The sequence below is a fragment of the Mycobacterium sp. genome, assembly GCF_046091765.1.
In the GTDB taxonomy this organism is placed as follows: domain Bacteria; phylum Actinomycetota; class Actinomycetes; order Mycobacteriales; family Mycobacteriaceae; genus Mycobacterium.
Genome location: NZ_JBJTCF010000052.1, coordinates 1 through 19,473 on the forward strand (window position 1 = coordinate 1; position 19,473 = coordinate 19,473).

Genomic DNA, 19,473 nt, shown 5'->3' on the forward strand with positions numbered 1-19,473 from the left:
GAGACCGAGATCGGTCTCGACCAGCGGGGACGTCTGACCATCGACCGCGGATCGACGCGGGTCTTCCTCGAGTTCTTCCCTATACCAGAGAGGAAGCTCGTCTACGTCACGCTCACGGCGCCCATCGCCTTCTACGCGCCCATCACCCCGGAGCTGCTGGAGCACCTGGCACGCAATGCCGACAAGTGGTACTTCGGCCACCTGTCGATGAATCCATACGCTGACGACTCCGAACACAAGGGCAAGGCTTACATCTACATCAGTGACACGCTGATCGCCGAATACATCGATCCAGAGGAACTGCGCATCCGCACATTCGCAGTGGTCGACACCGCCAATGCCCTCGACGAGGAATTCACCCAGCAGTTCGGTGGGACCCGCTACGAGGACTCGTAGTGGCTGACGAGTCGCTGCTGCTCGACGACGCCACGGCAGAGGCCAAGAGGCGCGGCCATCGCATCGTGGTGCCGGCGCACCTAGCCATCGTCTTCGCCACCCGGCACGCCGAAGCCGTGACTACCTGGACCGACGTACTCACCGAGGCTGACCGCACGCTGTCGCTGCTGCCGGTGACCTATGACACCCCCACGGTGGACATGCCGACCAGCGCCCTGGCGCCGGTCCTGAAGGCGGGCGACCTTGCCGTTGCTGCGTCCGCGATCGCCGATGCCGTGCGGGCCAATGCGCCGGTCGAACTACCCGACGTGCCCGGCGACTTCACGCCATCCATGGCCATACCCGACGCTCATGCCCAATGGGCTGCCGCGGTGACGCCACGCAGCGACGTGCTCGGTCGCGCCGACGTGCTCGACCAGATGCTCGACGCCCTCGAGCGCAAGGAGCCCGTGCCGGTCCTGCTTGTCGGCGACGAGGGAGCGGGCCGGACGGCGATGGCTGGCGCACTCGCCGCATCGCTCGAGAAGCGCGGCATGTCGGTCGTTCGCATCGACAACGCCGCAGCCGCATCCGACAAGCAGCTCGCTGCGCTCACCGAGATGCTGCGGCTGGCCAGCGACACATCGGTCCTGTTCATCGACGACATCGAGATCCCACTCGGCCTGGGCTATCCCTCGGGAGTCAACGGTCCCTACCTGGCGGCACTGCGGCCGGCCATGGAACGCGGAGCCCTGCGGCTCGTCGCCGTGGTCGCCACCCCCTATCTCGCCAGGTTGCAGGGCACCGACCGCGAACTCGTCGAGGAGTTCGCTGTCGTCCAGCTCCCCGCACTCGATGCGACCACCCTGCGCGAGGTCGTCGCCCAGCAGAGCACGGGCATCGCCGACTACCACCGCGTGGTCATCCCACCCGAGGTCATCGACGCAGCCCTCGCGCCGGCGCAGGATGGCGAGGTGGGCGCGCATCCCGCCCTTGCCCTGCGACGACTCGACATCGCGGCGACACGCGCAGCACGCCGGAGCCGAGAGGTGGAGGCGTCCGAGCCGGCGGCCGTGTCGATCGACGACCTGCCTCTCACCAAGCCGGTCGAGCGGCGCGTCGACCCCGTCGCCTTGGCGGCGGCGCTGAATGAGCAGATCATCGGCCAGGAAGCGGCCGTCCAGGCCGTGTCGGCACGCCTGGCCATCACGGTCGCCCAACTCGATCTCAATCCCCACCGCCCCGACGGCGTCTTCCTCTTCGCGGGACCCACCGGTGTCGGCAAGACGGCGCTGGCGATCGCCATGGCGGAGGGCCTCTTCGGATCCCGCGACGCGCTGGTGCGCATTGACATGAGCGAACTGCACAGCGAGCACACCGCCGCCAAGCTCGTCGGATCGCCCCCCGGATATGTCGGCCATGACAATCCCGAGGGATGGCTCACCACGCGCATACGCCAGAACCCGCGCTGCGTGCTCCTGCTCGATGAGATCGAGAAGGCCGATCCACAGGTGTGGAACACGTTCCTCCAGGTCTTCGACGCCGGTCGCCTCACTGACATGCGTGGGGCCACCGCGGACTTCCGCGAGGTTGTGATCGTCATGACCACCAACCTCGGCGCCGAGGTCTTCAGCTCCACCGGCTCGGTGGGCTTCGTCGACAACCCCACGTCGGCCGTCGCCGACATCTCCTCCGTGCGCGAGGTGCTCCGGCGCACGATGCGCCCCGAGCTCCTCAACCGCATCGACGAGATCCTCGTCTTCTCGCCCCTCACTCCCGCGGCTGCCGCATCCATTGCTCGCATGCGCGCAGACGCCGCGCTCGAGCTCCTGGGATCGCGCGGCTACGCGATCGAGGCGACGCCGGAGCTGTACGCCGTGATCGAGCGCGTCGGCTTCAGCAGGGAGTACGGCGCACGCGAGGTGCTGCGCACTGTCGAGCGGCTGATCCTGCAGCCCCTGGCCGCTCTGCCGGCGGGTGCCTACCGGCCCATCGTCGAGGGCGACTCGGTGCGCTGGGAGGCCGCTACATAAGCCCGCCGCCGCGCTCGTCAGCGCTGGAGAATCGCTGCACGATGTAGATCGGCAGGATCGACACGATGACGAGGAACGCGGCGACGACATTGACGATCGGCGCCTGGTTGGGGCGGAAGAGGTTTTGGTAGATCCAGATCGGCAGGGTCGTGATGCCGGGGCCTGCGGTGAACGTCGTGACGATGATCTCGTCGAAGGAAAGGCCGAAGGCCAGCACGCCACCGGCGATGAGCGCTGAACGCATAAGCGGGAAGGTCACGTGGCGGAAGGTCTGCCAGCCGTGGGCGCCCAGATCCGCCGAGCCCTCCTCGACATTGCCGCCCAAGCGGCGGATTCGCGCGAGGGCGTTGTTGTAGACCACGACGATGCAGAAGGTGGCGTGGCCGATGACGAGGGTGAGGAACGTCAGGCCGCCGAGGAAGGTCGTGAATACGTTGTTGAGCGCGATGCCAGTGACGATGCCCGGCAGGGCGATCGGCAGGATGATGAGCAGGCTGACCGTGTCGCGGCCGAAGAAGTTGTAGCGGCCCAGGGCCAGGGCGGCGAGCGTGCCGAGCACGAGGGCTATCGCCGTCGCGCACAGGCCCAGGATCACGCTCGTCACGAGGGCCCCGAGTTGGAGCCCACGCCGGCACAAGGGAGCGCCGCCGAATGCGCGGTGGCAGCAATCGAGACCGTGATCAGGGCATACACCCACACCGCGCTCGATGATCAGGACCGCCGAGCGATCGAAACGATCACGGACGCTGCGGCCCAACAAATCACCCCGTGACTCAAGGAGTCGCCTAGGGAGTGTGCAGGTCCAGGCGGCGACCGACCGGAAAATGGTGTCCCGCTCTCTGCCTACAACTTTCGACTACCGGGCTCTTGAGTGGAATCTGAGGCATTGACGGCAAACGGGTCCGACTCGTCGCGGGGATCGCGGTCCTTGATCACACGTTCGCGGATGGCGGCGAGTTCGGGGCCTGCCGTGTAATAGCGTCCGCGGCGTTCGCCGTGTGCGACCAGGAGGCCGTGGCTGGTGAGATTCTGCAGATCGCGGGTCGCTGTCTGTTCACTGACCGCATTGTCGCCTTGGTTTTCGAGAATGGCGCGGTAGACGGCCCGCCGGACTCTGAGCCCGGAAGAAGCGTCGAAAAGCGCTTCGAGAGTGCGTTCGGGCAGCCGGTAGCGGGCGACGAGGCGTTCGAGTTCCAAGTACACCGTTTCGCTCTCTTTGGTCCGTCGCAGAACGGTTTTCGCTTGACGTAGGTGTGCCGTGAGGACGAAGCGGATCCAGGGTCTGGTGTCGTTTCCGGGCTGCCAGGACCCGGCTCCGACCGTTGCGAGGACGTCATAGTAAGACTGAGTGTTACGGCCTAGGTACTCCTCGATGCTGGAGAACACCGGGGAAACGATTCCTTCCCGAGCGAGCACCAGCGTTTGGAGGCACCGCGCCATGCGACCGTTTCCGTCCCGGAAGGGATGGATGAGCACGAGGTTGAGGTGGGCCATCGCGGCCTTGACGACGATCGGGATGTCCCCATCGGATTCCAGGTATGTGGCGAGTTCGCGCACGAGCGAATCGATGGAGTCGACGTCCACGCCCTCGTAGACGATGTCGCCGGTCTCTACCTTCTGCACGTAGGTCGGCCCGGCCCTCCACCGGCCGGGGCGGCTCTTCAAGTCGTAATTCGTCATCATGAAGTGAAGGCTCTTGATGAGCTGTTCTTCGAATCGGAACCGGGGCTCCTCTGCAAGCTGGAGCACGTAGGTCATCGCATCGCGGTAGCCCTTGATAGCCAGGGCGGTTTCATCGCTCGCGTCGAGGGCTTCTTCGCCCATCTCGATGGCGAGCGCATCGTCGAGTTTGGCTTCATAGCCCTCGATGCTGTTGGAGCCCTGCACTGCGCGCGCGAATTGCACTCGGCGCAGGGAGCCGGTCCAACGGCGCGGTTCGTACAGGCGTGAACGCAGGCGTCGGCGGAGTTCGTCGATTTCGGCGATCACTTCGAGTTCGCGAGCGTCCAGGGCCGGAGGCTCGAACAGCATGACGCAAACCTCCTTGCAAACAGTCATTGTAACTGATAATAAGTATCATAGCTGATGTTTGTAATCATCAAAACGCACCGACGCCCCCGGGCAGGCTGGGGAACAGCGTTGGCTTCCTGACCTTCGAGCTGCGCCGAGTGGATGCGGCCCCGCGCATCGTTTCGGAACTCTGAGGTTGTGAACGGCGGCGGCGCTGACCCGACGCCCCTGCCACGATGGTGCCCATGTCCACTCTCACGTGGTTAGGCGTGCCCGGCGACGAGCGGGCATGGACGGCGATCGGGTTCCTCGTCGACGGGGGCGGGTTCACCGTAGGCCGGGTCCGTTGCAGCATCGGCGGCAGCGGTTGGGGATTCGACGAAATCCATGCGGATCCCTCCGTTCTCGGCGTGCGGACCGTCACGTGTCCCGCGGCCACCCCGGCCACGCACCCCTGTGGGGTGACCTCAGCCGACCACATCGTCTACACCGTGCCGAACCTGGACTCGGCGGTCGAGGCACTCAACGCGGTGCTGGGCTCAGCGCCGCGCAGGCGCTTTCACCCGCGAGGGCCCGAGGGTCCGGAGATGGCCTTCTACCGTGTCGGGGAAGCTTTCATCGAGGTCGTCGCGACCGGTCGAGAACCCGCGCTCATCGGCTTGGCACTGAAAACCCCGGACCTGGACGCCACCGTGGCACAGATCCGCCTCGCTGGTGGACCGGTATCCGACCCCAAGCCGGCGGTGCAGGGCGGGCGGATCGCATCGGTCTGGAGCGAACATCTCAACTGGGGCCTGGCATTTATGGGCGCTTAGTCGCGACGAAGCGTCGCAGGTGTCAGCGGTTAGGCGGCCGCGCTGCGTCGTAGTCACGAAGAGCCTTGCTCAGCCCGGCGCGGCGGATCACGACCCCGTTCACTCGTCGCTGAAGACGGCTTCGCGCTTACGTCGTACTGCCGGCAGGATCGCGATGACCAGCGCGACCACGGCGAGGGACAGCAACACAGCCGAGATCGGTCTGGTCACGAACACGCTCAGGTCGCCCCGGGAAATGATCAACGCGCGCCGCAGGTTCTCCTCCAATAACGGGGCGAGGACGAAGCCGAACAGCAGCGGCACGGCCTCGCATCCCCAGCGGATCAGAAAGTAGCCGACCACACCGATGATCGCGACCACGTAGACGTCCCAGGGGTTAAGACCGAGCGAGAAGCAACCGATGGCGGCGAAGGCGATGATCGCCGGGAACAGCACTTCGGTCGGAACCGAAATCAGCCGGACCCAGAGGCCGATGAGCGGCAGGTTCAGCAGCACCAACAGCAGGTTGCCCACCCAGAACGACGCGATCAGTCCCCAGAACAGCGCCGGCTCATCGGTGATGACGTTGGGTCCGGGCGTGATCCCCTGGATGATGAACGCCCCGACGAGCAGCGCCATCACCGGGTGCACCGGCAGTCCCAACGTGAGCAGCGGAATGAAGGAGGTCTGCGCCGCGGCGTTGTTCGCCGACTCGGGCGCGGCAACGCCCTCGATGGCTCCCCGGCCGAACTTCTCGGGGTTCTTCGACACCCGCTTCTCCACCGAGTACGAGGTGAAAGAGGCCAGGATGTGCCCACCGCCGGGCAGTACGCCGAGCGCCGAGCCGATCGCGGTGCCACGTAGCACCGGCATCCGGATCCGGCGGAAGTCGTCGCGGCTGAGCCACAGTCCCTGCACCTTCGTGCTCATCACGCTGTGGGTCTGACGGCGTTCCAGGTTGCGGATGATCTCGGCCAGGCCGAACAGGCCGACCGCGATCGAGACGAAGTCGAGTCCCTGGTAGAGCTCGCGGATGCCGAACGTGAACCGAGGAACTCCGGTGGAGAAGAGGTCTTGGCCGACGGTGCCGAGCAGCAGCCCGAGCACGATCATCGCCAGCGCCTTCGCCGTCGAGCCGCTGGCGAGCGCGATGGAAATGACCAGGCCCAGAACGACGAGTGAGAAGTAGTCGGCCGGGCCGAACTTGAGCGCCACGGAGGCCATCGGCGGAGCGAACAGCGCGACGACGACGGTCGCGACGGTCCCGGCGAAGAAGGAGCCCAGCGCCGCAGTGGCGAGCGCCGGGCCGGCTCTGCCCTGTCGCGCCATCTGGTAGCCGTCCAGCGCGGTGACCGCGGCCGAGGACTCGCCGGGAAGGTTGATCAGAATTGCGGTAGTCGAGCCGCCGTACTGCGCGCCGTAGTAGATGCCGGCGAGCATGATCAGCGACGCGATCGGGTTGAAGGTGAAGGTGATCGGGAGCAGCAGCGCGACGGTGGCGGTTGGCCCGATGCCCGGGAGCACGCCCACCATGGTGCCGAGCGTGACGCCGAGCAGACAGATCAGGATGTTGCTCGGCTGGAGGGCCGTCTCGAGCCCCAGTACCAGTCCGGAAAGATCCAAACTCAGCCCCCGAGCCAGTCGCCCAACAGCGGCAGGCGCAACTGAAGCAACCCGATGAAGATGCCGAGACAGATCAACGTCAGGCCGCCCGAGATGGCCAGTGCCTTCAGCACACTCACGCCGCGGCATGCCAGCGCGGCGACGAACGTCGTCACCAACAGCGCCGGCGCGAGCCCGAGTCCCTCGACAGTCGCACCGAAGAACAGGATCCCGGCGACGAGCATGCCTCCGCGCGCCCAGGGCACCGGTCCACGCTCGTCCGCTGCCGCGCGGTCATGCGGGTTGCCTCCGCGGACGCCCTGGAGGGTGACGAACGCGCCCAGGATGGTGAGGATGACGCCGAGCACGACCGGCAGATAGCCGGGGCCCATCGCCTGCGCCGACCCCATTCCGTACGTCCTGCCCCCGAGTGCGAAGGCAAGGCCGAGTGCGACGAAGGTGCCGCCTGCCAGCACGTCGGGAACGCCCGGCCGGCGGCCCGCCGTCCCCGACGACGCCGGGTCCTCGCTCATCCGCCCTTGACCCCGGCACCCTTGATGATCGGCGTCCACAGTTCGATCTGCTCGGCGAGTTTGGTCCTGTGGGCCTCAGGGGTCACCTGGTCCCTGGCAACCGGGGTGGTGCCGAGCTCGGCCATCTTGTCGATGACGTTGGGGTCCGCCAGGGCGACCTGTAGGGCCTCGGTGAGCTTCGCGACGACTCCGTCGGGGGTCTCCGCCGGCGCGTAGAGCCCGTGCCAGACGGCGACCTGGACCTCCGGAAGACCCGCCTCGGCCGTTGTCGGCAGGTCCGGAAGCGCCGCGACCCGCTGCGGGGTGGTCACCGCGTAGGCCTTGATCGCCCCGGACCGGATCTGCCCCGCGGTGTTGGTCGTCTGGTCGCACATGAAGTCGACCTGGCCGCCGACCAGATCCGTGAGCGCGGGCCCGGTGCCGTCATACGGGACCTCGGTCAGGTCGACGCCGATCGCCTGCTCGATCAGCAACCCGCACAACTGGGACCCTCCCCCGGCGTGGGCGAGGGTGAGGGTGTCAGCGTTGCTCTTGACGTAGGCGACCAGGTCCTCCAGCGTCGTCGGTGGGAGGTCCTTGCGGGCGACGATCGTCATCGGGACATCGGTGACCAGGCCTATCGTCTTGAAATCCACCAGCGGGTCGTAGGGCAGGTCGGGGTAGAGCGCGGGTGCCGTCGACATGGCGATGTTGTGGACGAGCACCTCGTAGCCGTCGGCCTTGGCGTCGGCAACCTGCCCGGCCGCGACAGTGCCACCCGCGCCCGTGACGTTCTTGACCACGATCTGCTGGCCGAGCTTATCGCCCATGGGCTTCGCGATCAGACGGGTGATGGTGTCGGTCGGTCCACCGGCCGTGTAGGGCACCACGAAGGTGATCTCGTGATCGGGGTACGCCGCCGGTTCGGAGTCTCGCCCCCCGCATGCGGCGAGACTGGTGACGGCCAGGGCGGCAACCCCGACGACAGCCCAGCCCGGCGTGCGAAGGCGTGATCGCCGGCTTCGGCCCGAACCGGCGACAGAGGTGGTCATGGAAGCTCCTTCATCGGCTATCAGGCAGGATCGCAGTGAGCCCTGGGTGACACTCGTGACCGTAGGACGATCCTAGGTACGACCGGCTAGTGCTGCTCGGCAACTCAAGACGAACGAATTTGAGTGTCGGTCCTAGCACGTTGCGGGCACTCCGGCAGCCCGGTCTAACGGAGCTAGAGCTGACCCAGCGGCCGGCACACATTGGACAACGGGTTCCAGTACTCTCCGGGCCCACAGTCCTGCGCCGGCTGGGGCGTCTGGCAGGTGTTGGTAATCGGATCCCAGAACTGTCCATTGATGCAGTTCAGCGGATCCGCCGCACTGATCCCGGCGCTGAACAGCGACAAGGCTGTCAGGGGAGTGGCCGCAAGAATGGCGATGGCTAGGCGCCGTGACAGATTTGGCATGGGCTGATTCTGCCACCGCGGTGTGTGTTATCGGTGGAGCAGTCAGGCGCGTCGCTCTCTCACTCGCTGCAGTGCTGCGCTCCACAGCAGCTTCGCCGAATGGCTCAACTGGTGGTTGGTGAAAGTCTCTTTGCTCAGTTGCGCCGTCGCCATGGCCCGGGTCGCCGCTGACACCTTCGAGATGTGCCCGGAGTCAAAGGGCGGTTGCGGGTCGTACTCGAGCCCGAATTGGATCGCCTTGGCCCGTGCCTCGCCGGCCATCTCAGCGGCCAGCCACAGCGCGAAGTCGAGTCCCGCCGACACCCCGGCGGCCGTGACGATTTTTCCCTCGCGGACGTAGCGGGCGTCACTCACCGGCGTGACACCGAAGGTGCGCAGCATCGGCACCACCATCCAGTGCGACGTCGCGCGCTTGCCTGTCAACAGTCCAGCGGCCGCCAGGATCACCGACCCGGAGCACACCGATGTCGTCCACGCCGATGTTTCGTGCGCGCGGCGAACCCACGCGAGGAGCTTCTCGTCCCGGGCGTACTCGAAGGAGGTCATGCCACCGGGAACGACGATGACGTCCGGCGAGGGTGTCTCGTCGAACGAGTGCGTCGCACCGACCACGAGGACACCGGAGTCGGCGACGACCGGCCCGGCTTCGTGCCACAGGAGGCGTACCTCGGCGTCGGGCACGCTGCGCAGTACCTCGTAGGGGCCGATGAAATCCAGCGCGGTGAACCCGGGGTACAGGACGATGGCGATCTGAGGCATCGGCTTTCCTTCCTGAGGCGAATGGTGCGTCCGATCCGCGCCAGCGCGGCCGGGTCTCGTCGCGCGGCCCGACGAGGTCCAAGGCCTGCGCCCCGGTAAAGCCTACGACCACGACGGAGCGAGTCACTGCGCCAGTCCGCGGTGCTCCAGTGGTGGCGTCCATGCCCTGCACCCGACGATGCCCTCCGGGTTGGCGCTGAGCACGGCTTGAATGGCGGCAGCCAGCCTCTCAGCGGTGGGATGACGATCAGGCCGAGGAGTACCTGCGCGAAATCCAGCGTGCGATCGAACGCGTGGTGTCCAATCCGACGATCGGACGGGCCTGCGATGACGTTCGGTCTGGATTGGCAGCGACGATGTGATCGATGTGGTGCGAGTACTCCACCAACGGATGGATGTTGAGCGGCATCTCGTCTGAGGGGGCCGAGTTCGCAGTGCCGCGGCGGGCGCGACTACGACTGACCCAGACTCGGCCGGTATTCCGCCGCCTCGGCCTCAGCATCAAGCAAGGCGCCCAACTCACCCTCCTGCTGGGCAACAAACACGCCGACCACCTGCCGGCACACCTCGGGCACGCTCACCCCACGAAGGTCAGCAATACGTTTCAACCCGAGCAGCATTGAGGTGGACACGTGAAACTGCACGGCGAACTGACCGCACGAACCATCCTCGGGCGCCGACCCCGGACCAACCACCACAGGATCATCCGCCCCGAATTCGTCCATCTCAGCACCGCGAGCCCTCTCAACGACCCCACCACCAGCGCCGCCGGCATCGCCGTCGGCCGGGTCCTGGAACTCCGCATGGCTGAACAAACCCACTCCGCCCACGCTAGACCTCTGACTGCATCTCCGAAACCGCCGGGTAAGCGGTGTCGTGTCGAACCGCCGTCGGCAGCAACGGTTGAGCGCGCTGTGTTCGGTGTGGCCGAGCAGCCTGGCGACAGGGAGGTTCTGGAGGCCTACTCGGCGGCCCTCAGGCGGAACAGAGGAATCCGGCGCCCGTGAGGAGCGGTCTTGGCCAAATAGTCGCCGTACCCGCCGTAGACCTGCTCGGCGAGCGCGTACAGGCGTGCGTGTTCGTCAGGATCGGTCACTTCGCTGGCGTGGAAATCCTCACCGCCGAAACGGCATTCGGGGTTCGCCTTGAGGTTGTGGTACCACCCCGGGTGCTTCTGTCCACCGAAGTTGGAGGCGATGAGAATCGGATCGGGACCGTCGTGGAAGTAGGTCAACTGCACCTCTCGCCGCTGACCCGATCTGGCGCCGGTCGACACCAGTGGGGCGTTGACAACGACGCCCATCGAGGTGGTGAGTCGTCCGCCTGTTGCTCGGTAAAGCACGGGGTCGAGACGCGTCGAGACCACGCGGGCGAACCACTGCCCGGCGGGAGAGCGTCCGAAGCTCTCGGCGGCCCGATAGCCGCGCCCACGCCTCCGGTGGGGGTCGACGTAGCGCAGGGGCATCGCCGAACCGTACCGCGCCCGAGCGACCAGCCGGTCCTGTACGGGCATGCCACGGTCGAGTGGAGCAGACTGAACGAATGAACCGCCCACCCACCCCGCCAGCCGGAACGACATGGACCGGCGAATGGGACACCGACCACGGGGACCGCATCTACGGCACCGATCCCGTAGCAATCGGCAACACAGCCGTACTGCTCACCGGCATCCAGCATCGCAGGGGAACCACCGTCAGCGGCGTCGCCCTACGCATCCAGGGCACCACGATTCCCGACCACCCCCACGGGGCGATCACCACCGACCTCACACCAACCCAAGCCCGCGAACTCGCCCACACGCTGACCAGACTCGCCGACCAGGCCGAAAAACTCGACGGGCTCGCGTGCCTGGACAGTGAGTGATGGCGATCTGCGAATGCTGGGCGGTGCCGCCCCCGGTGGCGTCGAGACGGGTTGGAAAGCTGCCGCCCTTAACGATTCATCGACTCCGGCGTCCGGGACGACAACGCGCCCTCCCCATTGGCGGGCGAGATACCCGGTCACGGTCTCATGGTGGACAATGGCCGACGGCTTGCGCACCCAAGAATCCATGAGAACGAGGACCCCACCGGATGGCCCCTGACGCTGACTCCCAAGTGGGATTGCGTCGCAGCCTCGGTCTTACCCCGCTGGTGCTCTTCGGCCTGGTGTACATCGGGCAGCTGGTGGTGTTCACCACCTACGGGGTGGTCACCCAGAGCACCGGCGGCGACTGACACTCGCCTACGTCATCACCCTGATCGTGGTGATCTTCACGGCGCTGTCCTACGCGCGGATGTCGGCTGCCTATCCCGTCGCCGGATCGTCCTATGCCTACACCCGGAAGGCCTTCGGCGCGCCGCTGGGATTTCTCACGGGCTGGTCGCTGCTGCTGGACTACCTGTGCCTCCCGATGCTGAGCTATCTGGTCATCGGGATCTACCTTCACGCCACGCTGCCGGCCGTACCCGCGTGGGTGTTCATCCCCACCGCCATCGCGATCGGGACCCTGCTCAACGTCATCGGGATCGTGTCGGTGGCCCGGGTGAATCTGCTCATCGTCGGGTTTCACGTCGTGTTCATCGTGACGTTCTTCGTCCTGGCCATTCATCGTCTTTCCGGAATGGAGGCGGTCAGCTTCACAGCGCCCCTGCACGGTGACGGGACCGTGAGCGGCGCCGGGGCCCTGTTCGCCGGAGCGGCAGTGCTGTGCCTGTCCTTTCTCGGGTTCGACGCGGTGTCGACCCTCGCGGAAGAAGCCACTCGGCCAACCCGAGACGTGCCGCGCGCGATCATGATCGCCACCCTCGGGTCGGGTCTGTTGTTCATTGCTCTCGCCTACGTGTCGCAGCTGGTCTTTCCGTCCAATAGGTTCACGGATGCGGATTCCGGAGCGCTGGACGTCATGCGCGCGGTGGGCGGAGGTTTTCTCGACGACTTCTTCACCGCTGTTTTTGTTCCGGGTGCCCTCGGTGCCGCGGTGACCTCGCAGGCGTCGGTCGCCCGGCTCCTCTACGCCATGGGGCGTGACGGCGTGTTGCCCGGGTCCTTCTTCGGCCGCTTGTCGAGGCGATTTCAGACTCCGGCCCCCGCCGTCGTACTCGCCGGTGGTGTTTCGCTGCTGGCCCTGGTTATCGACCTGGACACCGTGGCGTCCATCGTCAGCTTCGGAGCCCTGGTGGCGTTTTCTGCGGTCAACCTGTCGGTGATCAAGGAATACTTCATCAACCGGCGGCGCCGCCACGGATCAGCGGTGATCTGGAATCTGGTCTTGCCCCTGGTCGGTTTCGCCCTGACGGTGTGGTTGTGGACCAACCTCTCCACGCTGACTTTGCGCGTCGGGATGTGTTGGCTGGCGATCGGATTCGGATGGTTGCTCGTGCTCACGCGGGGACTGCGCAGGACCATGCCGGCGATGGACGCCGGTTGACACCGCGGCCCGCGCCCCTACATTGAGGGGGTGAGCAGCGACGATCGCCGACGACGGGCGCAGATGATTCCGGCGATCACCTGCGTGGCGGCGCTGATCGTGTCGTGCGGGCAGGTCGCCGGGGCAGACGAACCGACGGTCCCGCCGGCACCCGGGTCGGCAGTCCTCGTCGACCTCGGTGATCCGGCCGCGGTCACCCCCTGGACGACGGTCAACGATCCCGTCATGGGCGGCCGGTCGACCTCGACGGTCACCTTCGGTGAGGGCGGCCTGGTGTTCGCGGGCACCATCTCGCTGGACAACAACGGCGGATTCGCCTCGGCCCGCGGTCCGGTCGATCCGGAGATCGGGCGTCGGGCAGCCGGCGCGACATCGTTGAGCGTGCAGGCAACCGGCGACGGCAAGACCTACGTGGTGAGGGTGGACACGGGGCAGCCCTGGTCCTATGTCCAGCGCTTCGCCACCGATGCCGGCGTCCCCCGGAGCTACGACCTGCCGATCGGCGACTTCCAGCCGGTGGGCAGATTCCTCGATCCAATATCGGGGGTGCCGCCGCTGGACCCCTCGACGATCAACCGGGTCGCGTTCTACATCCTCGACAAACAGGAAGGCCCGTTCGAACTCATCGTCAGTGCCATCCGATCTGGTTAACCTCTGTTCATGCCGCGCAAACTCAGTGACGAACAGATTGAGGCCTACCTCGACAGCCGCCCATGCTGGGCGGTACTGAGCACCATCGACGGAGACGGTTTCCCGCACTCGGTTCCGCTGGGGTACTTCCGCCTGGACCGCGACATCATCATGGGCGTGCGGGACGGGACACGCAAAGTCGCCAACGTCGAACGCAATCCGAACGTGAGCGTGCTGCTCGAAGACGGCTCGAGCATGGCAGACATCCGGGGCGTGATGTTCCAAGGCCACGCCCGCATCGTTCGCGAACACCGCGAAGCCCTCGAGCTGGCGAGGGAGGGTGCCCGGGCGCGGGGCGTTCCGGAATCCGACTGGCCCACCGAACCCAGACCGGGCGCCGCCTACATCCGGATGACCCCCGCGAGGATCCTGTCGTGGGACTACGGAACCCCAGCGGAAGGCCAGGCGTAAAGCCGTTGAGCGATGTGCTGATCCGCGACATTCCCGACGACGTGCTCGCCGGGATCGACGCCCACGCCGAGACCTTGGGCGTGTCACGGGTCGAGTACGTCCGCCGCCGACTCGCTCAGGCCACCCGCACCGCACGTGTCCCTGTGTGCCGGGAAGATCTGCAGCGGTTCGGCTCGGTCGTCACCGGTCTTGCGGTGTGCACCGATCCCGCTCTGTGGAGCGACCGAATCCAGCACGGGCCGGAGCGCGGTGCATCGATCCCCGATCTGATCATCGCAGCCAGTGCCGAGCTCGCCGGACTGCACGTCTTGCACGTCGATAAAGACTTCGACGCCATCGCCGCGCTGACCGGTCAGCCGATTACCCGGCTGGACGACGTCGCGGATTGATAGTTCAGACGCCGCCTGAGTTCGCCGTGTCGATTCCCCCCGCGCGCACACGTATCCGCTGGACTCCCATCGTCCTGCTCGAAACCACCAACCTGCTCTCCGGCATGTCCAACGGCGTGGTCACCATCGCCATCCCGTGGCTGGTGCTTGCCCGCACCGGGTCGGTGGCGGCGGCGGGCCTCGTCGCCGCTCTGTCGTCGCTGCCCGGGATCATCGCCAGTCCGCTCGCCGGGTGGGCGGTGGATCATTTCGGCCGGCGGATCGTCAGCATCCTCTCCGACGTGCTGTCGGCCGTGTCCGTCGCCGCTCTCCCGCTCGTGGCGACGCTCACCGATCTCACCCTCGGGATCATCTTGGCGCTCGCGATGCTCGGGGCGGTTTTCGATCCCGCCGGGTACACCGCGCGACGCGCCCTCATCCCCGACGTCGCCGACGCGAGCAACATGGAGGTCACCCGCCTCAACGGCCTGCACGAGGGCATCTTCGGCATCGGCTGGATCGCCGGTCCGCTCGCCGGGTCGCTGCTCATCTCCGCACTCGGCGACACGGCCGCGTTCTGGGTGCCCTTCGCGCTCTTCGTTCTGGCAGCGATTCTCATCGGCCTGCTGCGCGTCGGCGATGCCGGCCAGGTGGCCAGGGCTGAGCGCGAGCAGGCCGGGATCGAACCGCTCAGCGCCTGGCAGAACGCGATCCTCGGGGCCACGCTCGTCTGGCGCGATCACACTCTGCGCGCGATCACGATCGCCGTCATGTTTCTCGCGGCGATCTACCTGCCGACTGAGACCGTGCTGCTGCCGGCCTACTTCACCGAGCTCGACTCACCCGAGAGTCTCGGCGTCATCCTGGCCGCGCTCGCGGCGGGGAGCGTCATCGGTTCCTTCTCCTACGGTTGGCTCGCCGAGCGCAGGAAACGCCTCACGATCGTCTACCTGAGCCTGATCGGCACGGCGCTGACCTACATCCCCATGGCGCTGCTGCCACCTATCGCAGTCTTCATCACCTTTGCCTTCTTCTGCGGTCTGACGTGGGGCCCGATGCAGCCCCTGCTCACGACGATCGTCCAGCTGCGCATCGAGCCCGACGCGCAAGGCCGGGTCCTGGGCATTCAGACGGCGACCTTCTACGTCGCTCCCCCCGCGGCGATGTTCCTCGCGGGGATTGCCGCCGAGAGCTTCGGCGTGAAGGCCATCATGTTGGTCATCGCCGGACTGCTGGTCCTCACCGCCCTCGGGGTGCTGCGCGTCAGGAGCCTGCGCGACATCGACTCCCCGGGCCCTCGGATCCCGTGATTTGCCGCCGATCCGTCGCGGTGCGACTGCATTCCGCGCACTGTTGACGGTGGCGGCGCAGACCTCGGTTTATCAGCGACGCCGGACTCGGATCCGACCGGGCCGGCCGTTCGGACCCGAGCGTTTCGGCGTCGCTAGTCGACGTCGCCGTCCGGCAACGGCGGGGTGGCCGCCGCGTAGCCGAGACCGACGATCAGCTGCCCGATCTCGGCGTAGTCGGAGCGATCCGGCGGGGTGATGGCCCCCAGACCGTCGACGTAGCGGTTGAACATGCAGAACGCCGCGGCGATCAGCACGGTGTCGTGGATCTCGGTGTCGGTGGCGCCGAGGTCCTTGGCCGCCTGTACCGATTCCTCGGTGACCGCCAGCCCGGACTGCGCGACCAGTGCCGCCAGCGCGAGCAGCGAGCGAAGTTTCGGGCTGACCGGTGCAGTGTCGGGGTCGGCGAGCACCGCCTCGACCAGGTCCCCGCCGTCGTCGAGTTGCAGGGCGGCGAAGGTGGCGTGGGCGTGGTGGCAGAACGTGCACTGGTTGAGCCGTGAGACATAGGCCGCGATGATCTCGCGTTCGCCGCGGCTCAGGGTGCTTTCCCCGCGCAGCAGCACCTCGGCGAGGTCGAACAGCGGGCCGGCGGTCTGCGGCCGGAACAGCATCGGACCCATGATTCCCGGCGCGTCAGGCATGTCGATGTGGGGCATGTTCACTCCTGGTGCTTCCGCTACCGACGGTACGCCGCGGTGCCGATGCCGGCGAAGATCACCGCCACGCTGCGGGCGAGCCGGGCGGTGAATTCGGCCGGCTTGGCGGTGGCCGGGTCCTCGCCCTTGGCGCCGAAGGCGCAGTCGTCGAGCACGCCCGCCAGCTGTGCCACCGTCAGCCCGGAGGCGCCTAGGTCGATCTCCCCGGCGGCGGTCGCACGGCGCAGCACGGCGGTGATGATCTTCTCCGCCTGACGGTGGGCACCCTGGGCGATGTCGCCGCACAACGCGCCATGGCGGTCGTAGAGCTCGCCGGCGTGCGGTGAGCTCGACGTCAGCTCCACGAACCGCAGAAACCGCGCCTGCAGCAGCCGGCTGATGCGGCTTTCGATGTCGAGGTCGGGTGCATCGGCGACTTCGCGCATCGCCGCCAGGTGTTCCTCGTGCAGCCCCGTCACCAGCGCGCGGAACAACTCGTCCTTGCCGCTGTAGTGCGCGTACACCGTCGCCCGCGACACGTGTGCACGGCGGGCGATGCTCTCGATCGAGGCCCGCCGGTAGCCGAACGCGGTGAATTCGGCGAGTGCCGCCGCGGCGATCGCCTCACCCGTCGTCATCATGACCGCGCCCCCGCCGGCGCGTGCAGCTCGTAGTCGGAAGCCGAAAGCCGACGCGCGCGGCGCTGATACTCGGCGGGCTGCCCGGGCCAGGTGATCGTCACGCGCCCGGCGTCGTTGCGATACCAGCTCCCGCAGCCCGAGGCCCAGACCGTGTCGGTCATCCGCTCGGCGATCTCCCGGCGGAACGCGTCGAACACCTCCTGACGAACCTCGAGACGTTCGGCGCGGCCGTCGGCGAGCATCCGCACCGCATCGGCGATGTGGCCGGCCTGGGCCTCGAGCATGTCGATCGCCGAGCCCGTGCCGTGGCCGGTGTTGGGTCCGTACACCATGAACAGGTTCGGAAACCCCGGGACCGACAGGCCCAGGTAGGCCTCCGCCCCGTCACGCCAGCGGTCGCGCAGACGCACTCCGTCGCGCCCCAGCACCTCCATCGGGGCCAGCAGGTCGGTCGCCGCATAGCCGGTCCCGAAGATGATCACGTCCGCGGGGTGTGTGCGGCCGCGTGAATCGACGACGCCCTCGCTGGTGACGCGCTCGACGCGGTCGGTGACCAGTTCGACGTTCGGTCGCCTCAGCGCCGGAAACCACTCGGAGGTCATCAGCACTCGCTTGCACCCCATCTCGTAGTCGGGCTGCACCCGCGCGCGCAGGTCGGGGTCGCCGCGCAGCGCGACGTCGCGCTGCCGGTCGGAGAGGCGCGTGACGAGGCGGCGTGCGCCCCGGGCCGCCCGCGGCGGCTGTCCGGTGAAGACCGGTGCGAGCAGCTCCAACGAGGCGCGCCACGCCGAGCGCGATGCTCGCTGGAGAACGGGGAAGCGCTCGAAGAGCCGCTGGGTTCGCCGCGAGTAGACGACGTCCATCTTGGGCAGCGTCCAGGGCGCCGAGCGCTGGAAGACGGTGAGCGCCCGGGTGCGCCCGGCGATGGCCGGCACGAACTGGATGGCGCTGGCACCGGTTCCCAGCACGGCGACCCGCAACCCGGTCAGGTCCAGCTCGTGGTCCCAGTTCGAGGAGTGAAACGCCGGTCCCGCGAAGTCGGCGAGCCCGGGCACCTGGGGGATCCGGGGGCGTGCGAGTTGCCCGCAGGCGGTGACCACCAGGTCGGCCTCGATGACCTCGCCGCCGTCCAGTTCGAGCCGCCACCGCCCGGCGTCGTCGTCCCAGGCGGCGGTGGTCACTTCGGTTCCCAGCCGCAGGTGCGGCTCGAGTCCGTGATCGCGCGCGACGTTCTCCAGGTAGGCGCGGATCTCCTCCCGCGGCGAGAAGCGCCTGCTCCACCGGGGATTCGGGGCGAACGAGAGCGAGTAGAGGTTCGAGGGCACGTCGCAGGCCAGCCCGGGATAGCTGTTGGCCTGCCAGACGCCGCCCACCCGCGTCTCGCGCTCGATGATGACCAGATCCCGCACACCGGCCTCGCGCGCCCGGACCGCGGCGGCGATCCCCCCGAACCCGGCACCGATGATGGCCATGGATACGTCCCGCATACCTGAGCCTTCCTGGTGCGCCCCTCAACATGATGAGCAGGATTGACACTTTTTGCAAACACTGTCTACCGTGTCGGCATGACTGAAGTCTCCAAGGCTGTGCTGATCACCGGCTGCTCCACCGGCATCGGGCACGCCACCGCACTGCGGCTGGTCAAGGCCGGCCACACCGTCTACGCCACCGCCCGCCGCGTCGAGTCCCTGGCCGACCTGCAGGCGGCCGGTGCGCACACCTTGGCCCTCGACGTCAACGACGAGGCCTCCATGACCGCCGCGGTCCGGCGCGTCGTCGACGAGCAGGGCGCGGTCGGCGTGCTGATCAACAACGCCGGCTACTCGCAGTCCGGAGCGCTGGAGACCCTGTCGATGGACGATCTGCGCCGGCAGTTCGAGACCAACGTCTTCGGCCTGGTGCGCATGTGCCAACTGGTGCTGCCCGGGATGCGGGCCCAGCACTGGGGGCGCATCGTCAACATCAGTTCGATGGGGGCGAACTTCACCTTCCCCGGCGGCGGCGCCTACCACGCGTCCAAGTACGCCGTCGAGGCGATCAGCGACGCGCTGCGCTTCGAGGTCAAGGGGTTCGGTGTGGACGTCGTCATCGTCCAGCCCGGACTCATCCGCACCGAATTCGCCGCCACCGCCCAGACCGCGCTGGGTAACGGCGATGGTCCCTATGCGGAGTTCAACGCCGCGGTTGGTGCGGCCACCGAGGACGCGTACGCCAAGGGCCCACTGGCCAAACTCGGCGGCGATGCCGACAGTGTCGCCAAGGCGGTGGAGAAAGCCATCACCGTCAGGCGCCCGCCGATCCGGATGCGCGTGACACCCTCGGCGCGCGTGCTCATCGGCGCCAACGGGTTGATGAGCGACGCCATGTGGGACCGGTTCTTGGGCGCCCAGTTCCCGCGGCCGGGTAAATCGGCCTGACCGGAG

At 67.3% G+C, this 19,473-nt stretch carries 21 protein-coding genes and 3 pseudogenes; 13 read left to right on the plus strand and 11 right to left on the minus strand.

From position 1 onward, the window contains the following. Window positions 1-396: hypothetical protein (locus tag ACKOB8_RS04740; RefSeq protein ID WP_526376067.1), on the plus strand; the 396-nt coding region annotated here is incomplete at its 5' end. Beyond that, complete coding sequence (locus ACKOB8_RS04745; protein ID WP_526376068.1) at window positions 396-2,408, plus strand: ATP-binding protein; 2,013 nt, start codon at window positions 396-398, stop codon at window positions 2,406-2,408. The genes ACKOB8_RS04740 and ACKOB8_RS04745, both read left to right, overlap by 1 nt. On the opposite strand, the gene ACKOB8_RS04750 is transcribed toward ACKOB8_RS04745, so the two are convergent. Continuing rightward, entirely contained in the window at window positions 2,401-3,003 is a 603-nt protein-coding gene (locus ACKOB8_RS04750; protein WP_526376069.1) for an ABC transporter permease, read from the minus strand. The two genes, ACKOB8_RS04745 and ACKOB8_RS04750, sit on opposite strands and share 8 nt — an antisense overlap. 248 nt (window positions 3,004-3,251) lie before the next feature. Then, window positions 3,252-4,439: a Fic family protein gene (locus ACKOB8_RS04755; RefSeq protein WP_526376070.1), complete on the minus strand. Its 1,188-nt coding sequence runs from the start codon at window positions 4,437-4,439 to the stop codon at window positions 3,252-3,254. Between the two features lie 224 nt (window positions 4,440-4,663). On the opposite strand from ACKOB8_RS04755, the gene ACKOB8_RS04760 reads away from it, so the two are divergent. After that, window positions 4,664-5,233, plus strand: coding sequence for a VOC family protein (locus ACKOB8_RS04760; protein WP_526376071.1), 570 nt, complete (start codon window positions 4,664-4,666; stop codon window positions 5,231-5,233). Between the two features lie 99 nt (window positions 5,234-5,332). Here the strand turns inward: ACKOB8_RS04760 and ACKOB8_RS04765 are convergent, their stop codons facing one another. The 4 genes from ACKOB8_RS04765 to ACKOB8_RS04780 form a co-directional block, all read right to left on the minus strand. After that, on the minus strand, window positions 5,333-6,835 hold the full coding sequence (locus tag ACKOB8_RS04765) for a tripartite tricarboxylate transporter permease (RefSeq protein ID WP_526376072.1): 1,503 nt from the start codon (window positions 6,833-6,835) through the stop codon (window positions 5,333-5,335). Window positions 6,836-6,837: 2 nt separating this feature from the next. Continuing rightward, a complete protein-coding gene (locus ACKOB8_RS04770; RefSeq protein WP_526376073.1) occupies window positions 6,838-7,347 on the minus strand; it encodes a tripartite tricarboxylate transporter TctB family protein in 510 nt (169 codons plus the stop codon). Beyond that, window positions 7,344-8,378, minus strand: a complete 1,035-nt coding sequence (locus ACKOB8_RS04775; RefSeq protein WP_526376074.1) for a tripartite tricarboxylate transporter substrate-binding protein — start codon at window positions 8,376-8,378, stop codon at window positions 7,344-7,346. The genes ACKOB8_RS04770 and ACKOB8_RS04775 overlap by 4 nt, the downstream gene beginning before the upstream one ends. Window positions 8,379-8,827: 449 nt before the next feature. Next, entirely contained in the window at window positions 8,828-9,544 is a 717-nt protein-coding gene (locus tag ACKOB8_RS04780) for a DJ-1/PfpI family protein (RefSeq protein WP_526376075.1), read from the minus strand. A 233-nt stretch (window positions 9,545-9,777) separates the two neighbouring features. On the opposite strand from ACKOB8_RS04780, the pseudogene ACKOB8_RS04785 reads away from it, so the two are divergent. Further along, window positions 9,778-9,962, plus strand: a pseudogene (locus tag ACKOB8_RS04785) (type II toxin-antitoxin system RelE/ParE family toxin); the annotation flags it as partial. Window positions 9,963-9,996: 34 nt separating this feature from the next. Here ACKOB8_RS04785 and ACKOB8_RS04790 read toward each other — a convergent pair. Together ACKOB8_RS04790 and ACKOB8_RS04795 are read right to left on the minus strand one after the other, a co-directional pair. Beyond that, window positions 9,997-10,365 carry a hypothetical protein gene (locus tag ACKOB8_RS04790; RefSeq protein WP_526376076.1) on the minus strand — a complete coding sequence of 123 codons (369 nt, stop codon included), beginning with the start codon at window positions 10,363-10,365 and terminating at the stop codon, window positions 9,997-9,999. A gap of 140 nt (window positions 10,366-10,505) precedes the next feature. Then, window positions 10,506-11,009: a nitroreductase/quinone reductase family protein gene (locus tag ACKOB8_RS04795; RefSeq protein WP_526376077.1), complete on the minus strand. Its 504-nt coding sequence runs from the start codon at window positions 11,007-11,009 to the stop codon at window positions 10,506-10,508. A 77-nt stretch (window positions 11,010-11,086) separates the two neighbouring features. Here ACKOB8_RS04795 and ACKOB8_RS04800 point away from each other — a divergent pair, with 77 nt between their 5' ends. From ACKOB8_RS04800 to ACKOB8_RS04835, 8 genes and pseudogenes are all read left to right on the plus strand, one after another. Further along, window positions 11,087-11,407, plus strand: coding sequence for a hypothetical protein (locus tag ACKOB8_RS04800; RefSeq protein ID WP_526376078.1), 321 nt, complete (start codon window positions 11,087-11,089; stop codon window positions 11,405-11,407). A gap of 209 nt (window positions 11,408-11,616) precedes the next feature. After that, window positions 11,617-11,760: a hypothetical protein gene (locus ACKOB8_RS04805; protein WP_526376079.1), complete on the plus strand. Its 144-nt coding sequence runs from the start codon at window positions 11,617-11,619 to the stop codon at window positions 11,758-11,760. Between the two features lie 29 nt (window positions 11,761-11,789). After that, window positions 11,790-12,953 (plus strand): amino acid permease, encoded by a 1,164-nt coding sequence (locus ACKOB8_RS04810; protein ID WP_526376080.1) that lies wholly within the window; start codon window positions 11,790-11,792, stop codon window positions 12,951-12,953. 30 nt (window positions 12,954-12,983) lie between these two features. Further along, window positions 12,984-13,604 carry a CIA30 family protein gene (locus ACKOB8_RS04815; RefSeq protein ID WP_526376081.1) on the plus strand — a complete coding sequence of 207 codons (621 nt, stop codon included), beginning with the start codon at window positions 12,984-12,986 and terminating at the stop codon, window positions 13,602-13,604. 9 nt (window positions 13,605-13,613) lie between these two features. Then, entirely contained in the window at window positions 13,614-14,054 is a 441-nt protein-coding gene (locus ACKOB8_RS04820; protein WP_526376082.1) for a pyridoxamine 5'-phosphate oxidase family protein, read from the plus strand. Window positions 14,055-14,068: 14 nt separating this feature from the next. Then, window positions 14,069-14,236: pseudogene (gene vapB / locus ACKOB8_RS04825) on the plus strand (type II toxin-antitoxin system VapB family antitoxin); the annotation flags it as partial. A gap of 54 nt (window positions 14,237-14,290) precedes the next feature. Then, window positions 14,291-14,443 (plus strand): annotated as a pseudogene (locus ACKOB8_RS04830) (VapC toxin family PIN domain ribonuclease); the annotation flags it as partial. 26 nt (window positions 14,444-14,469) lie between these two features. Continuing rightward, window positions 14,470-15,732: an MFS transporter gene (locus tag ACKOB8_RS04835; RefSeq protein ID WP_526376083.1), complete on the plus strand. Its 1,263-nt coding sequence runs from the start codon at window positions 14,470-14,472 to the stop codon at window positions 15,730-15,732. 134 nt (window positions 15,733-15,866) lie between these two features. Here the strand turns inward: ACKOB8_RS04835 and ACKOB8_RS04840 are convergent, their stop codons facing one another. The 3 genes from ACKOB8_RS04840 to ACKOB8_RS04850 are packed head-to-tail and all read right to left on the minus strand — an operon-like array spanning window position 15,867 to window position 18,537. Then, entirely contained in the window at window positions 15,867-16,430 is a 564-nt protein-coding gene (locus tag ACKOB8_RS04840) for a carboxymuconolactone decarboxylase family protein (RefSeq protein ID WP_526376084.1), read from the minus strand. 20 nt (window positions 16,431-16,450) lie between these two features. After that, complete coding sequence (locus ACKOB8_RS04845) at window positions 16,451-17,050, minus strand: TetR/AcrR family transcriptional regulator (RefSeq protein WP_526376085.1); 600 nt, start codon at window positions 17,048-17,050, stop codon at window positions 16,451-16,453. Beyond that, entirely contained in the window at window positions 17,047-18,537 is a 1,491-nt protein-coding gene (locus ACKOB8_RS04850; protein ID WP_526376086.1) for a flavin-containing monooxygenase, read from the minus strand. The genes ACKOB8_RS04845 and ACKOB8_RS04850 overlap by 4 nt, the downstream gene beginning before the upstream one ends. Window positions 18,538-18,615: 78 nt before the next feature. Here ACKOB8_RS04850 and ACKOB8_RS04855 point away from each other — a divergent pair, with 78 nt between their 5' ends. Then, window positions 18,616-19,467 (plus strand): SDR family oxidoreductase, encoded by an 852-nt coding sequence (locus ACKOB8_RS04855; RefSeq protein ID WP_526376087.1) that lies wholly within the window; start codon window positions 18,616-18,618, stop codon window positions 19,465-19,467. Window positions 19,468-19,473: the final 6 nt, after the last annotated feature.